Here is a 15,260-nt window from a genome sequence, read left to right on the forward strand (position 1 = left end):
ATCCCGCGATGACCGCTACCCGCCCGCTTCCCGATTCCGATCCGATCGCGCTGCTGCGCGTCGCCGACCTGCGCGCGGCCGAAGCCGACGCCGCCGCGGCACTGCCGCCGCACACGCTGATGGGCCGCGCAGGCGCCGCCGCCGCGCACTGGCTGTCCGAGCGCGCCGCCGGCGACGACCGCCCCGTCTGGTTCGCGGTCGGCCCCGGCAACAACGGCGGCGACGCACTGGTGGCCGCCGCGCACCTCCAGCAGCTCGGCGTCGCGACGCAGGCATGGATGCCGGTACCGGTCAAACCGGACGATGCGCAATGGGCGCTCGGCCTCGCACGCTCGTCCGGCGTGCCGCTGTCGGCCTCACCGCCCGCCTCGCTGGACGAATTCGCGTGGGTCGTCGACGGGCTGTTCGGCATCGGGCTGGGCCGCGCGCTCGACGGCGCATTCGCCGAACAGGCCGAACGCATCGCCGCGCATGCACGCAACGGCGGCCACGTACTCGCACTCGACGTGCCGAGCGGGCTCGACAGCGATACCGGCCGGATCGTCGGCGCGGGCGTCGCCGTCGCGGCCACCCACACGCTCACCTTCATCGGCGCGAAACCGGGCCTGTACACGGGCGACGGCCGCGACCTCGCCGGCGAGGTCGACGTCGCCTCGCTCGACGTCGCGCCGCCGGCCGCACCGGCCATCGTGCTGAATGCGCCCGCGCGATTCGCCACGGCGCTGCCCGCACGCGCGTTCTCATCCCACAAGGGCACGTACGGCAGCCTTGCGGTACTCGGCGGCGATACCGGCATGTGCGGCGCGCCGATCCTGGCCGCGCGCGCCGCGCTGTTCGCGGGCGCCGGCAAGGTGCACGTCGGCTTCCTCGGCGCCGGCGCGCCGCCGTACGATCCGCCCTTCCCCGAACTGATGCTGCACCCGGCCGACAGCCTCGATCTCGACGCGATGACCGCGATTGCCGCCGGTTGCGGGCTCGGCACGCGCGAGGCCGCGGCGACGCTCGTGCGCGACGTGCTCACGCACGACGCCGCGACGCTGCTCGATGCCGACGCACTGAATCTCGTCGCGACGCATGCGGATCTCGCGGCCGCCGTCGCCGCACGCGGCGCGCGCGGCAATCCGTGCGTGCTGACGCCGCATCCGCTCGAAGCCGCGCGGCTGCTCGGCAGCGACACGGCCACCGTGCAGCGGGATCGCATCGCGGCCGCGCAAGCGCTTGCGGCACGTCATGCGGCGATCGTCGTGCTGAAAGGCTCGGGCACGGTGATTGCGGCACCCGACGGCCGCGTGACGATCAACCCGACCGGCAACGCGGCGCTGGCCACGGGCGGCACCGGCGACGTGCTCGGCGGCCTGATCGGAGCCCTGCTCGCGCAGCGCGTCGCGCCGTACGAAGCAGCGCTCGCGGGCGTCTACCTGCACGGGCTCGCGGCCGACACGCTGACCGCGAACGGCATCGGCCCGGCCGGGCTCACCGCGGGCGAACTCGCCCCGATGGTGCGCACGCTGATCAATCGCCTTTTTTATCCGTCGCCGCGCGCCGACACGTAACGCCGCTATACTGACTGCCCCGCCGCACGGCGGGCCCTCTCGTCCGCCGGCCTTCCGATCCCGATGAGCCGGCGCGGCATTCCTCCCGATTCACGCTTCACTCGAACCGCCATGACGCTGAATTCGCTCCCCGCCTGGACTGCCCTTCAATCCCACTTCGAACAAATCCGTCACGCCCGCCTGCGCGACTGGTTCGCGCCGGAACACGACCGCGCGCCGACCCGCGCCGAGCGCTTCACGATTCCGGGCGGCGGTCTCGCGGCCGATTTCTCGAAGAACCGCATCAACGACGAAACGCTGCGCCTGCTCGTGCAGCTTGCGCGCGACGCAGGTGTCGAAGCGCGCCGCGACGCGATGTTCGCGGGCGAGATCGTCAACCCGACCGAAGGCCGCGCGGCATTGCATACCGCGCTGCGCGCGACCGACCCGCAAGCGCCGTTCCACGCGCAGGTGAGCGCCGAGCGCGCGAAGATGGCGACGTTCGCGCGCGCCGTGCGCAGCGGCACGTGGACGGGCTACACGGGCAAGCGCATCCGTCACGTGATCAACATCGGCATCGGCGGCTCCGATCTCGGGCCGAAGATGGTCGTGCATGCGCTGCATCACGTCGCGACGCCGGAAATCTCGACCCACTTCGTGTCGAACGTCGACGGCGCCGATCTCGCGCGCGTGCTCGAACAGGTCGATCCCGAGGAAACGCTCGCGATCATCGTGTCGAAGACCTTCACGACGCTCGAGACGATGACGAACGCCCGCTCGCTGCGCGACTGGTTCGTCGCGCGCGGCTGCCCCGAGGACGCGCTGTCGAAGCACTTCGTCGGCGTGTCGGCAAATCCGGCCGAAGTCGTGAAGTTCGGCATCGCCGCGGAAAACGTGTTCGAAATGTGGGACTGGGTCGGCGGCCGCTATTCGCTGTGGTCGGCGGTCGGCCTGTCGATCATGATCGCGATCGGCCCCGAGCAGTTCGACGAGCTGCTGGCCGGCGCGAACGACATGGACCGCCATTTCCGCGAAGCGCCGCTGGAGCGCAACCTGCCGGTGCTGCTCGGCCTGATCGGCATCTGGTACCGGAATTTCTTCGGTTCGCAGAGCTATCTCGTCGCGCCGTACTCGGAAGCGCTGCACTACCTGCCGTCGTACCTGCAGCAGCTCGAAATGGAGAGCAACGGCAAATCCGCGCGCCTGGACGGCACCTTCGTCGATTACCCGACGTCGGCCGTCACGTGGGGCGAGCCGGGCACCAACGGCCAGCATGCGTTCTTCCAGATGCTGCACCAGGGGCCGACGATCGTGCCGATCGACTTCATCGCGGTGCTGACGCCCGAGCATCCGCTCGCGAGCCATCATCCGAAGCTGCTCGCGAACTGCTTCGCGCAGAGCGAGGCACTGATGCTCGGCCGCACCCTTGAAGAAGCGCGCAAGGTCGCCGGGCCCGGCAAGGAGGCGCTCGCGCCGCACCTGACGTTCCCCGGCAATCGCCCGACCACGACGCTGCTCGTCGATGCGCTGACGCCGCGCACGCTCGGCGCGCTGATCGCGCTTTACGAACACAAGGTGCTCGTGCAGGCCACGGTGTGGGACATCAATCCGTTCGACCAGTGGGGCGTCGAGCTCGGCAAGATTCTCGGCAAGGTGGTGGAAGCCGACCTGTCGGCCGAATCGGTCGATCCCGCGAAGCACGACTCGTCGACCACGGCGCTGATCGAGCGCGCCCGCGCGGCGCTGAAGCGCTGACGCAACGGCGCGATGCCCGTGCCGGCCACGCAGTACCCGCTGCGTGGCCGGCAGATGAATCGCCGCGCGGCGCTATGCCGTGTGCGGCGCGACGATACGTCCGGTGTCGAGCGTGACGGTCGTCGCGCAGCGGCGCGCGAGTTCGGCATCGTGCGTGACGAGCACGAGCGTGGCGCCGTGCGTGCGGTTCAGTTCGAACATCAGGTCGATGACCGCATGGCCCGTCGCGGCGTCGAGACTGCCGGTCGGCTCGTCGGCAAACAGGATCGCCGGACGCGTGACGAACGCGCGCGCCAGCGCGACGCGTTGCTGCTCGCCGCCCGACAACAGCTTCGGATAATGCGCGGTGCGTTCGCCGAGCCCGACCTGCACAAGCAGCGCGCGGGCGCGGTCGGCGGCATCGCGCGCGCTGATGCCGCCCTGCAGCTCGAGCGGCAGCATCACGTTCTCGAGCGCCGTCAGGTGCGGCATCAGCTGGAACGACTGGAACACGAACCCGACCGCGCCGTTGCGCAGCGCGGCGCGCTCGTCCTCGTCGAGCTGGTCGAGCGCACGGCCGAGCAGGCGAACCGTGCCGCTCGTCGCGCTGTCCAATCCTGCGAGCAGGCCGAGCAGCGTCGATTTACCCGACCCCGACGCGCCGACGATCGCAAGGCTGCTGCCCGGCCGCACGGCAAGCGTGATGCCGTCGAGGATCGTCAGCTCGCCCGTCGCATCGGCGACCCGCTTGCACACGTCATGGACTTCGATGATCGGATCGGTAATCTTGAACATGGACACGACATTTCGCTGGAAAAGACGCACGGCGGCTGCCGCGCTGCTGGGCACCCTGCTGGCCGTCACCGTGCCGGCACGCGCCGCGACGGCGCCCGCATCGAGCCAGCCCGTGATCGTCGTGCTCGGCGACAGCCTGTCGGCCGAATACGGGCTGCCGCGCGACACCGGCTGGGTGGCGCTGCTACGGCAACGGCTCACGACCGAGCGAATCGATTATAGCGTCGCGAACGCCAGCGTCAGCGGCGACACCACGAGCGGCGGCCGTGCGCGGCTGCCCGCGGTGCTGCAGCGGCTCAAGCCGTCGATCGTGGTCATCGAGCTCGGTTCGAACGATGCGCTGCGCGGCGTGCCGCTCGCGACGACCGAGCAGAACCTGCGCGACATCATCGCCGGCGCGCGGCGCGCACAGGCCAGGGTCGTGCTGGTCGGCATGTACGTGCCACCCAATTACGGCCCCGACTACACGCAGAAGTTCCACGCCGTCTACACGCGACTGTCGGAGGATCTCGGCGTGCCGCTCGTGCCTTTCCTGCTGGCCGGCATCGAGAACAAGCCCGAGATGTTCCAGGCCGACCAGATGCATCCCGCGCAGCAGGCGCAGGGCATTCTGCTCGACAACGTGTGGCCGGCGCTGAAGCCGTTGCTCGGCAAGCCGCGCGGCTGACGCCACCACCCTGCCGGAAAACAAAAAGCCCCGCTCGAAGCGGGGCTTTTCGGGTTGCTTGCGCAACGATGCTCAGTTGTCGCCGTCCTGCTTCTGGCTGGACGTCGAACCGTACAGCTTCACCTTCGAGCGATCGCGCAGCGCGCTGAGATAGGCTTCGCCTTCGCTCTGTGCGTCGACCTGCGCCATTTGCTGCTGCGCGGCCGCCAGTTGCTGCGGATCGACCGCCGAACCGGGGATCACCGAGTTCACGCGGTAGATCGCGTAGCCGTCCGCGCCGAGATCGACACCGACGTAGGCCGGCAGCGTCTTCGCATCGACCTTGTAGACGGCGCTCAGTGCAGCCGGCGTCAGGCCTTGCGACTGCGTGCGCGACACCTTCTGCGCAGCCGAGAACCCGTCGGCCGACTTCGACTTCTGCAGCTCGGCGAGCTTCGCCGCGCCATCCTTCTTCGCGAGTTCCGCGGCCTGCTCGGCGACGACCTTCTGGCGCACGACGTCCTTGATCGCATCGAGTGCCGGCACGGCAGCCGGCTTGTAGTCGGTCACGCGCGCCGAGATCAGCGTGTTGTTGCCGACGTCGATCGCCTGCGTGTTGTTCTGGCTCTTCACCGAGTCGTTCGCGAACACGGCGGCCAGGAACTTCGGATTGTTCAGCGGGCTCGTCGGCGGCAGCTGCGGATTCGGCGTCGGCGTGACGGAGGCCGTCTGGATCGTCAGCTTGTACTTGTCCGCGGCCGGCTGCAGCGTCTTCGCCTTTTCGTACACGGTCGACGTGAAGCCTTCCGCGTTGTCCGTGAACGCCTTCGATGCGTACTGCTGCTTCAGGCTGGCTGCGATCTCGTCCTTCACTTCCGCGAACGGCTTGACGGCTGCCGGCTTCACTTCGGTCGCCTTCAGGATGTGGAAGCCGAGATCCGATTGCACGACACCGCTCACGTCACCCTGCTTGAGTGCGAACGCAGCATCGTCGAACGCCTTGCCGCCTGCCGTCGAGCCGCGCGTGATGAAGCCGAGGTCGCCGCCCTTCGCTGCCGACGGCGCGTCCTGCGAGTTTTTCTGCGCGATCTGCGCGAACTGGTCCGGATGCGCCTTCACGTCGGCGAGCAGTTGCTCGGCCTTCGTCTTCGCCGCCGCCTTGTCGGCCGCGCTGGCGCTGCCCGGCGCCGCGATGAAGATGTGGCTCACGCGCACCTGCGCTTCGGTGCGGAAGTGCGTCGGGTTGTCGTCGTAGAACTTCTTGATGTCGGCATCGGTCGGCTGCGCGCTTGCTGCCGCCGCGGCCGGCGAATAGACGAGGTACTGGATCGTCGCGGTCTCCGGCGTCGCGAAGCTCTGCTTGTGCGCGTCGTAGTACGCGGTGAGCTGTGCATCGGTCGGCTGGACCTTCGCCGCGAAGTCGCTCGTCTTCAGCACCAGCGCCTGCACGTCGCGCTGCTGCGCGGCGAGTTCGGACAGACGTTGCGCGAGGCTCTTCGGCGTGAATGCGCTCGACACGATGCTGGCCGGAATCTGCTGCAGCGACAGGCTGTAGCGCACGCGCTCCTGGTACTGCTCGGGCGTCATCCCCTGGAACGACAGCAGCTGCGCATAGCGCTCGACGTCGATCGAACCGTCGGGCTTCTTCAGCGCCGCGATCATCGGGTCGCTCATCAGCGCATCGCGCACGGCGTTGTCGGAGGCGGTGAGGTGGAGACGCTGCGTCTCGTCGGCCAGCACGCGTTGCTGGATCAGGCCGTCGAGCACCTGCTTGCGATGCTCGGGCGTATCGAACATCTTGATGTCGAACTGCCCGCCGAGCGCCTGGCGCGCCTGGTCGATCTGCTGGCGGAACGCGCCGTCGAATTCGACCCGCGTGATCTTGTGCCCGTTGACTGCCGCGACGTTCGCACTGTCGTCGAAGAAGCCGCGGAAGCCTTGGATCCCGACGAAACCCAGCCCCGGCAACACGATCAGGAGCAGGAGCGCCATCATCAGGCGCTGGTGATTACGGAAGAAATCGAGCATGCGTGACGGGAAAATTGGACAAAACGTCCGATATTACAACATACGGGGTGGGACGGGAGAAAAGCAGGCGTGCTGGGTGCGGGCGAAACCGGAATCACTCGACGGTACAAATGAAAAAGCCCGCGCAAGGCGGGCTTTTTCATTTTCTGGCGGAGCGGACGGGACTCGCCTACATCCTGCAGGCCGCGGATGCGCGTGCACGCGCATCCCTTCGAGTCCCGCCGGAAGCCGCGCAGGCGGCTTCCTCCGCTCCGCGGCCACGCGCCCGCCAGCGGGCGCAATCGACGACGCAAATGAAAAAGCCCGCACAAGGCGGGCTTTTTCATTTTTTTGGCGGAGCGGACGGGACTCGAACCCGCGACCCCCGGCGTGACAGGCCGGTATTCTAACCGACTGAACTACCGCTCCTTGGTCTGGCTGAATCGGGAAACTGGTGGGTGCTGAGGGGTTCGAACCCCCGACCTACGCCTTGTAAGGGCGCCGCTCTACCAGCTGAGCTAAGCACCCGTTTCCGATTCGTTCTGACTGCGATCTGCGTTTCCGCATCAACAACCAGCGAGCCCGCAAGTTTAATTCATCCCCGATCATTTTGCCAAGCCCGTCCGCGAATTTTTTTAAACGCTCGCGCACGCGTTTTCAAGATGCATAAAAAAACCCGCGGACACGCCGCGGGTTTTTGTGAACAACCGTCAGCAACGACGGCGCTCAGGGTCTCAGTGCTTGACGACTTCCGTCGAGCCGGCATCCTTCGCCGCCTCGCCGACCGGCGCCGCTGCCTTCGCTTCTTCTTCCGGCGGCAGCGGAGTCGGCGAACGCTCGAGCGCGAGCTCCAGCACCTTGTCGATCCAGCGGACCGGCACGATCTCGATCGCGTTCTTCACGTTGTCCGGAATGTCCGCGAGATCCTTCACGTTCTCTTCCGGAATCAGCACGAGCTTGATGCCGCCGCGATGCGCAGCCAGCAGCTTTTCCTTCAGCCCGCCGATCGGCAGCACTTCGCCGCGCAACGTGATTTCGCCCGTCATCGCGACATCGGCACGCACGGGGATACCCGTCAGCACCGACACCAGCGCGGTCGTCATCGCACCGCCTGCGGACGGACCGTCCTTCGGCGTCGCGCCTTCCGGCACGTGGATGTGGATGTCCTGCTTCTCGAACGCTTCGTCCTTGATGCCCAGACGGCGCGAACGCGAGCGCACGACCGAACGCGCCGCCTCGACCGACTCCTTCATCACGTCGCCGAGCGAACCCGTACGGATCACGTTGCCCTTGCCCGGCATCACCGCGGCTTCGATCGTCAGCAGATCGCCGCCGACTTCCGTCCACGCAAGACCCGTGACCTGACCGACCTGGTTTTCCTTCGCCGCGAGGCCGAAGTCGTACTTGCGCACGCCCAGGAACGTATCGAGGTTCTCGCCGTCGACCTTGATCGCGCCCGATGCCTTCTTCAGCAGCAGCATCTTCACGACCTTGCGGCAGATCTTCGACACTTCCCGCTCGAGCGAACGCACACCGGCTTCGCGCGTGTAGTAGCGGATGATGTCGCGGATCGCCTGTTCGGTGACGTCGATCTCGCCGTCCTTCAGCCCGTTGTTCTTCTTCTGCTTCGGCAGCAGGTAACGCTGGGCGATGCTGACCTTCTCGTCTTCCGTGTAACCCGACAGACGGATCACTTCCATCCGGTCGAGCAGCGGCGGCGGGATGTTCAGCGAGTTCGACGTCGCAACGAACATCACGTCCGACAGATCGAAGTCGACTTCGATGTAGTGATCGGCGAACGTGTGGTTCTGTTCCGGATCGAGCACTTCGAGCAGCGCCGACGACGGATCGCCGCGGAAATCCATGCCCATCTTGTCGACCTCGTCGAGCAGGAAGAGCGGATTGCGCACGCCGACCTTCGTCAGGCTCTGCAGGATCTTGCCCGGCATCGAACCGATGTACGTACGGCGGTGACCGCGGATCTCGGCTTCGTCACGCACGCCACCGAGCGCCATCCGGACGAACTTGCGGTTCGTCGCACGGGCGATCGACTGGCCGAGCGAGGTCTTGCCGACACCCGGAGGCCCGACGAGGCACAGGATCGGCGCCTTGACCTTGTCCACGCGCTGTTGCACCGCGAGATACTCGAGGATCCGTTCCTTGACCTTCTCGAGGCCGAAGTGATCCTCGTCGAGCACCTGCTCGGCGTTCGACAGGTCGTTGTTGACCTTGCTCTTCTTGCGCCACGGCAGGCCGATCAGCGTGTCGATGTAGTTGCGCACGACGGTCGCTTCCGCCGACATCGGCGACATCAGCTTCAGCTTCTTCAGCTCGGCGTCGGCCTTCTTCTTGGCTTCCTTCGGCATGCGCGCGGCGTTGATGCGCTTCTCGAGTTCCTCGAGATCCGCACCTTCCTCGCCTTCGCCCAGTTCCTTCTGGATCGCCTTGACCTGCTCGTTCAAGTAGTACTCGCGCTGGCTCTTTTCCATCTGGCGCTTCACGCGCCCGCGGATGCGCTTTTCGACCTGCAGGATATCGATCTCGGCTTCGAGTTGCGCGAGCAGGTGCTCGAGGCGCTCGATGACCGGGAACATCTCGAGGATGTGCTGCTTCTGGTCGAGCTTCAGCGGCAGGCGCTCGGCGATCATGTCGGCGAGGCGGCCTGCTTCGTCGATGCCCGACAGCGACGTGAGGATCTCCGGCGGGATCTTCTTGTTCAGCTTCACGTACTGGTCGAACTGCGACACGATCGCGCGGCGCAGCGCTTCCGTTTCAGCGCTGTCGGCGTGATCGGGTTCGAGCGGCATCACGTCGCAGGAGAACTGCGTCTCCTGTTCTTCGATCGACAACGCCTTCGCGCGCTGCAGGCCCTCGACGAGCACCTTCACGGTGCCGTCCGGCAGCTTCAGCATCTGCAGGATGTTGGCGATACAACCGACCTCGTACATGTCCTTTTCGGTCGGTTCGTCCTTGGCCGCGGTTTTCTGGGCGACGAGCATGATGTGCTTGCCGCCTTCCATCGCTGCTTCGAGGGCCTTGATCGATTTCGGCCGGCCCACGAAGAGCGGAATCACCATGTGCGGGAAAACGACGACATCCCGCAGCGGCAGCAGCGGGAGCGTGATGCGTTCCGGCGGGAGAAGTTGGGTGCCTGACATTTCATTTCCCCATGAGTGGAATCAATTGTTCGGTAATTGAGGCCGCCACAACGAATTGCAAGCCTTCAAGTGCGGGAAATATTCGGTAAGAAAGTAACCACCGCGTGTCGAGTCAGAGTTACCCACAAGATAAACGAAAAAAAGCCGCCCACGGACTCATGAACGGCCTTTTTCGCAGAACATCGTCGGCAAGCCGGTCAGTTCGAACCCGCCACCTTCGGCGTGTCCTCGTAGATCAGCAAAGGCTTGCCGTCGCCATCGATGACGTTCTCGTCGATGATGACCTTGCTGACCCCTTTCATCGTCGGCAGCTCGTACATCACGTCGAGCAACGCCTGTTCGATGATCGAACGCAAACCGCGCGCGCCGGTCTTGCGGCGGATCGCCTTGCGGGCGACTGCCTGCAACGCGCCCGGCCGGATCTCGAGCTCGACGCGCTCCATCGCGAACAGCTTGTGATACTGCTTGACGAGCGCATTCTTCGGCTCGACCAGGATCTTCATCAGCGCGGCTTCGTCGAGCTTGCCGAGCGTCGCGACCACCGGCAGGCGGCCGATCAATTCGGGGATCAGACCGAATTTGATCAGGTCTTCCGGTTCCGTTTCGCGCAGCACTTCGCCCGCGTCGCGTTCCTGCTTGCTCTTGACCGTCGCGCCGAAGCCGATGCCGGTTTTCTCGGTGCGATCGGTGATCACCTTTTCGAGACCGTCGAACGCGCCGCCGCAGATGAACAGGATGTTGGTCGTGTCGACCTGGATGAAATCCTGGTTCGGGTGCTTGCGGCCGCCCTGCGGCGGCACCGATGCCATCGTGCCCTCGACGAGCTTCAGCAGCGCCTGCTGGACGCCCTCGCCCGACACGTCGCGCGTGATGGACGGGTTGTCCGACTTGCGGCTGATCTTGTCGATTTCGTCGATGTAGACGATCCCGCGCTGGGCCTTGTCGACCTCGTAGTTGCAGTTCTGCAACAGCTTCTGGATGATGTTCTCGACGTCCTCGCCGACGTAGCCGGCTTCGGTCAGCGTCGTCGCATCGGCGATCACGAACGGCACGTTCAGCAACCGCGCGAGCGTCTGCGCGAGCAGCGTCTTGCCGGAGCCCGTCGGGCCGATCAGCAGGATGTTGCTCTTCGACAGCTCGACGTCGTCCTTCTTGTCGAGATGCTTCAGGCGCTTGTAGTGGTTGTACACGGCCACCGCGAGGATTTTCTTCGCGCGCTCCTGGCCGATCACGTACTGATCGAGGATGTCGCGAATTTCCTGCGGGCTCGGCAGATCCGACCGGGACAGGCTGGCCTCGACGCCGGCGGCAGCCGCCTCGTCGCGAATGATCTCGTTGCAGAGGTCGATACATTCATCGCAGATGAACACCGACGGGCCCGCGATGAGTTTTTTCACCTCATGCTGGCTTTTCCCGCAAAACGAGCAATACAACAGCTTCTCGCTGTTCGAACCTTTTTTGTCCGCCATGAATGTAGAGCCTCCGGACAGGTAAATGACATGATACGCCGAATGCTCCGGACGCCGCGCCTAGGGCGCGACCGGAGCCGGCTGGATGTGCTTGCCGCAGATGCTCAAGGGCGTTCGGGACAGCAGGGGCCGCCGGACGAAACGGGGCGGCACCCCACTTATGCTCACGGGCGCTTCAGCAGCACCTGATCGATCAGCCCGTACGCCTTCGCGTCCTCGCTCGACATGAAGTTATCACGGTCGGTGTCGCGCGCGATGCGCTCGACGTCCTGGCCCGTGTGCTGCGCGAGCAGTTGGTTCAACCGCTCCTTCAGGTAGAGGATTTCGCGCGCCTGGATCTCGATGTCGGACGCCTGGCCGCGCGCGCCGCCGAGCGGCTGGTGAATCATCACGCGCGAGTTCGGCAGTGCAAAGCGCTTGCCCTTCGCACCCGATGCGAGCAGGAATGCGCCCATGCTGGCCGCGAGGCCCATGCACAGCGTCGACACGTCCGGCTTGATGAACTGCATCGTGTCGTAGATCGCCATGCCGGCCGACACCGAGCCGCCCGGGCTGTTGATGTAGAGGCTGATGTCCTTGTCGGGATTCTCGCTCTCCAGGAACAGCAATTGCGCGACCACGAGGTTGGCGGTCTGGTCGTTCACTTCGCCGACCATGAACACCAGGCGCTCCTTCAGGAGACGCGAGTAGATATCGTACGAACGCTCGCCGCGGCCGCTCGTTTCGACGACGATCGGCACCAGCCCCAGCGCTTGCGCCTCGAAACCCTGCGGCGCGTTCGAAGCAAGCATGTCCAGCAATTCAGCGCGAGTGATCATTCAATGAACCTTGTTCGAATGGAAAATTGAACGGAAGGAAGCCGCCCGCTCAATCGCCATATTAATGGCAACCGTGCGCTTGACGTAAAAACGGCGTGCGGGCCGTCGCTCCGACAGCCGGCACGCCGCTAGAGCAGCACTTACGCTTGCGCCGATGCGCTCGCGAGTGCCTCGAAGCTCACTTCCTTGTCCGTCACCTTCGCCTTGCCCAGCACGAAATCGACGACGTTGCTTTCAACGACGAACGCTTCCATCTCGGCGAGGCGCTGCTGGTTGGAATAATACCAGCGGACCACTTCCTTCGGGTCTTCGTAGCTCTTCGCGAACTCGTCGACTTCCGCGCGGATCTGTTCCGGCTTCGCTTCCAGGCCGTTCGCCTTCACCAGCTCGGCCAGCACGAGGCCCAGCTTCACGCGACGCTCGGCCTGCTCGGCGAACATTTCCGCCGGGATCGGTGCGTCCTTCGCGTTCGGCACGCCGCGCTGCGCCAGATCCTGGCGAGCCATTTCGACGAGGCGTTGCTGGTCCTGCTCGATCAGCGCCTTCGGCACGTCGAGTTCGGAGATCTTCAGCAGCGCGTCCATCACCTGGTTCTTGACGATCGACTGCGTGCGACGCTTCGCTTCGCGCTCGAGGTTTTCCTTGATCTCGGCACGCATCTTCGTGAGGTCGCCGTCTTCGATACCGAGCGACTTCGCGAATTCAGCGTCGATTTCCGGCAGGTGCGGCCACTCGATCTTCTTCATCGTGACCGTGAACTGTGCCGTCTTGCCGGCAACGTCGGCACCGTGGTAGTCGTCCGGGAACTTCAGGTCGAACGTACGCGCTTCACCGACCTTCAGGCCCAGTGCGGCGGTTTCGAATTCCGGCAGCATGCGGCCTTCGCCGAGCACGAACGGGAAATCTTCGGCCGTGCCGCCCTGGAACGCGACATCGTCGATCTTGCCGACGAAGTCGACCGTCACGCGGTCGCCGTTCTTCGCTGCGGTGTCCGCACCGCCGTCGCCGTGCTCGCCGGCTTCGCCGCGTGCGTGGAAGTGCACGCGCTGCTTGCGCAGGATGTCCAGCGTGCGGTCGATTTCGGCATCGCCGATCGACGTCGTCGAGCGCTCGACTTCAGCCGTCGCCAGATCGCCGATCTTCACTTCCGGGTAGACCTCGAACGTCGCGTCGAACGCGTAGGCGTCCTCAGCCTGTTCCTGCTTCGGCTCGAAGCTCGGCTGGCCGGCGACGCGCAGGTTTTCCGCGCGGCTGACCGTGAAGAATTCCTGGCCGATCTTGTCGCTCAGCACTTCCGCTTCGACCTGACCCGCGTATTGCTGGGCGACCATCTTCACCGGCACCTTGCCCGGGCGGAAACCCGGCATGCGCACGGTCTTCGCGAGTTTCTGGATGCGGGCGTCGATTTCCTTCTGCACGGTGTCTTTCGGCAGGGAAATCGTCACGCGGCGTTCAAGCTTGCCGAGGTTCTCAACAACGTTAGCCATGGCTTCAATCGTCCTAAAATTATTCGAGCGAATCGGGTTTTCCTTGCCGTGCCTGCCTGCAGCATGCGGTGCGTCGCACCCACACGCCGCGCCGGAGCGCCACGCCATCCCTGCACGCGCCGGATGGCTAGCGCAAGCGGCTCGGAGCACGGCTTTGGCCGGAAGAATCGACTATTCTAGCAAACAATTTTCCTCGTACCGCCAGATCAGCGCACCGCGCATGCCTCCCCGCCATGCCGACGGCCCCGCGCACGGCAATGCGCGCGGATCGCCGCTATGCCGAACGCCGTATCCTCCGCGGGCCTGCCATCCTGTAAGCTCCGATAGACAGTGAGCCGTCATGGCGGCCTCGCCATTCTTCACACCAATCACGCCTTCCGGAGACACCATGCCGCAACACCCGTCCGCGCCTGTCGTCGTCATCGCGCCCGATTCGTTCAAAGGCTCGCTTTCCGCCGAGCAGGTCGCGGACGCGATCGCCACCGGCATCCGCCGCGCCCGGCCCGACGCGGTCGTGCGCTGCTGCCCGATGGCCGACGGCGGCGAAGGCACGCTCGACGCGATGCTGGCGGGCGGCGGCACGCGGCGCACGCTGCGGGTGGCCGGCGCGTCGCTCGCGGCGCGTGACGCGGCGGTCGGCGTGATCGACGCACGCACCGCGATCGTCGAGACGGCCGAGATCGTCGGCATTACCGACGCGGTCGGCATGAGCGTGCCGGTCGACGCGCGCAGCACGCGCGGGATGGGCGAGGCGATCCGCACGCTGCTCGACGACGGCGTGCGCCGCTTCTTCGTCGCGCTCGGCGGCAGCAGTACCAACGACGCGGGCGCCGGGCTGCTCGCCGGCCTCGGCCTGCAGTGCTTCGACGCCGCCGGCCAGCCGGTCGAGCCCGTGCCGTCGCGGCTCGCCGACATCGCGCGCATCGACGCGTCGGCGCTCGACCCGCGCCTGAAGGAAACGGAATTCGTCGGCATGTCCGACGTCGACAACCCGCTGACGGGCGCGCACGGCGCGACCGCCGTGTTCGGCCCGCAAAAGGGCGTGACGCCCGAGCAGGTTGCGATCCTCGACGCCGCCCTCGCCCGCTTCGCCGACCTGCTCGAAGCCGCGCTCGATCGCCGTCCCACGGGCACGTCCGCCGGTCGCGCCCGCGACCTGCCGGGCGCAGGCGCCGCGGGCGGCCTCGGTTTCGCGCTGCACATGCTCGGCGCGCAGTTCGAAGCCGGCGCCGAAGTGGTCGCGCGCCAGGTCGGGCTCGATGCCGCGCTCGCCGGCGCCGACTGGCTGATCACCGGCGAAGGCCGCTCCGACGTACAGACGCTGCACGGCAAGGCGCCGTTCATCGCGTGCCGTCACGCGCAGGCCGCCGGCGTGCCCGCGTCGCTGTTGTCGGGTGCGGTCGACCCGGCCGCGCTGCCGCGCCTGTCCGAACATTTTTCCGGCTGCTTTTCGCCGGCTCCCGGACCGATCACGCTCGACGTCGCGATCCGCGACGCGGCGAATCTGCTCGCGAACGAAGCGGAACAATTGACGCGCCTGAAATACGGTGCACATTGACCGTTGACCCGAGCGCGCGATACAGGAACAATCGGGCCCGCCCTTTTTCTTCAGGA

The 15,260-nt window shown here is 66.0% G+C and carries 10 protein-coding genes and 2 tRNA genes; 4 read left to right on the top strand and 8 right to left on the bottom strand.

Annotated elements, in window-relative coordinates:
• Window positions 1-8 precede the first annotated feature (8 nt).
• The gene (locus DIE03_RS11850; protein WP_124450436.1) at window positions 9-1,553 is read left to right on the top strand and encodes an NAD(P)H-hydrate dehydratase; all 1,545 of its coding nucleotides are present in this window, start codon (window positions 9-11) and stop codon (window positions 1,551-1,553) included.
• A 111-nt stretch (window positions 1,554-1,664) separates the two neighbouring features.
• The gene (gene pgi / locus DIE03_RS11855; RefSeq protein ID WP_124450438.1) at window positions 1,665-3,287 is read left to right on the top strand and encodes a glucose-6-phosphate isomerase; all 1,623 of its coding nucleotides are present in this window, start codon (window positions 1,665-1,667) and stop codon (window positions 3,285-3,287) included.
• A 72-nt stretch (window positions 3,288-3,359) separates the two neighbouring features.
• Here the strand turns inward: pgi and DIE03_RS11860 are convergent, their stop codons facing one another.
• Window positions 3,360-4,061, bottom strand: coding sequence for an ABC transporter ATP-binding protein (locus DIE03_RS11860; protein ID WP_124450440.1), 702 nt, complete (start codon window positions 4,059-4,061; stop codon window positions 3,360-3,362).
• Between DIE03_RS11860 and DIE03_RS11865 the strand changes: the two genes are divergently transcribed.
• Window positions 4,060-4,728, top strand: coding sequence for an arylesterase (locus tag DIE03_RS11865; protein ID WP_124450442.1), 669 nt, complete (start codon window positions 4,060-4,062; stop codon window positions 4,726-4,728). The two genes, DIE03_RS11860 and DIE03_RS11865, sit on opposite strands and share 2 nt — an antisense overlap.
• Before the next feature lie 72 nt (window positions 4,729-4,800).
• Here DIE03_RS11865 and DIE03_RS11870 read toward each other — a convergent pair whose 3' ends face one another.
• The 7 genes from DIE03_RS11870 to tig all read right to left on the bottom strand — a co-directional run bounded on the left by DIE03_RS11870 (window position 4,801) and on the right by tig (window position 13,646).
• Window positions 4,801-6,735: a SurA N-terminal domain-containing protein gene (locus tag DIE03_RS11870; RefSeq protein ID WP_124450444.1), complete on the bottom strand. Its 1,935-nt coding sequence runs from the start codon at window positions 6,733-6,735 to the stop codon at window positions 4,801-4,803.
• Window positions 6,736-7,066: 331 nt separating this feature from the next.
• Window positions 7,067-7,143 (bottom strand) — tRNA-Asp (locus DIE03_RS11875).
• A 23-nt stretch (window positions 7,144-7,166) separates the two neighbouring features.
• A tRNA-Val gene (locus DIE03_RS11880) sits at window positions 7,167-7,242 on the bottom strand.
• Window positions 7,243-7,448: 206 nt separating this feature from the next.
• Complete coding sequence (lon, locus tag DIE03_RS11885) at window positions 7,449-9,872, bottom strand: endopeptidase La (protein ID WP_124450446.1); 2,424 nt, start codon at window positions 9,870-9,872, stop codon at window positions 7,449-7,451.
• 197 nt (window positions 9,873-10,069) lie between these two features.
• Window positions 10,070-11,341, bottom strand: coding sequence for an ATP-dependent Clp protease ATP-binding subunit ClpX (clpX, locus tag DIE03_RS11890; protein ID WP_006489345.1), 1,272 nt, complete (start codon window positions 11,339-11,341; stop codon window positions 10,070-10,072).
• A gap of 164 nt (window positions 11,342-11,505) precedes the next feature.
• Window positions 11,506-12,159 (bottom strand): ATP-dependent Clp endopeptidase proteolytic subunit ClpP, encoded by a 654-nt coding sequence (gene clpP, locus DIE03_RS11895; protein ID WP_010092137.1) that lies wholly within the window; start codon window positions 12,157-12,159, stop codon window positions 11,506-11,508.
• A gap of 140 nt (window positions 12,160-12,299) precedes the next feature.
• Window positions 12,300-13,646, bottom strand: coding sequence for a trigger factor (gene tig, locus DIE03_RS11900; protein WP_124450448.1), 1,347 nt, complete (start codon window positions 13,644-13,646; stop codon window positions 12,300-12,302).
• A gap of 388 nt (window positions 13,647-14,034) precedes the next feature.
• Here tig and DIE03_RS11905 point away from each other — a divergent pair, with 388 nt between their 5' ends.
• A complete protein-coding gene (locus tag DIE03_RS11905; protein ID WP_124450449.1) occupies window positions 14,035-15,204 on the top strand; it encodes a glycerate kinase in 1,170 nt (389 codons plus the stop codon).
• Window positions 15,205-15,260: the final 56 nt, after the last annotated feature.

Origin of the sequence: Burkholderia sp. Bp8992, assembly GCF_003853705.1 — a bacterium.
Classification (GTDB): domain Bacteria; phylum Pseudomonadota; class Gammaproteobacteria; order Burkholderiales; family Burkholderiaceae; genus Burkholderia.

What these genes read in the sequence shown, in the direction of transcription:
- clpP (WP_010092137.1), bottom strand. Translation starts at nt 12,159, where the DNA reads ATGATCACTCGCGCTGAATTGCTGGACATGCTTGCTTCGAACGCGCCG.
- DIE03_RS11850 (WP_124450436.1), top strand. Translation starts at nt 9, where the DNA reads ATGACCGCTACCCGCCCGCTTCCCGATTCCGATCCGATCGCGCTGCTG.
- pgi (WP_124450438.1), top strand. Translation starts at nt 1,665, where the DNA reads ATGACGCTGAATTCGCTCCCCGCCTGGACTGCCCTTCAATCCCACTTC.
- DIE03_RS11865 (WP_124450442.1), top strand. Translation starts at nt 4,060, where the DNA reads ATGGACACGACATTTCGCTGGAAAAGACGCACGGCGGCTGCCGCGCTG.
- DIE03_RS11905 (WP_124450449.1), top strand. Translation starts at nt 14,035, where the DNA reads ATGCCGCAACACCCGTCCGCGCCTGTCGTCGTCATCGCGCCCGATTCG.
- DIE03_RS11860 (WP_124450440.1), bottom strand. Translation starts at nt 4,061, where the DNA reads ATGTTCAAGATTACCGATCCGATCATCGAAGTCCATGACGTGTGCAAG.
- DIE03_RS11870 (WP_124450444.1), bottom strand. Translation starts at nt 6,735, where the DNA reads ATGCTCGATTTCTTCCGTAATCACCAGCGCCTGATGATGGCGCTCCTG.
- lon (WP_124450446.1), bottom strand. Translation starts at nt 9,872, where the DNA reads ATGTCAGGCACCCAACTTCTCCCGCCGGAACGCATCACGCTCCCGCTG.
- tig (WP_124450448.1), bottom strand. Translation starts at nt 13,646, where the DNA reads ATGGCTAACGTTGTTGAGAACCTCGGCAAGCTTGAACGCCGCGTGACG.
- clpX (WP_006489345.1), bottom strand. Translation starts at nt 11,341, where the DNA reads ATGGCGGACAAAAAAGGTTCGAACAGCGAGAAGCTGTTGTATTGCTCG.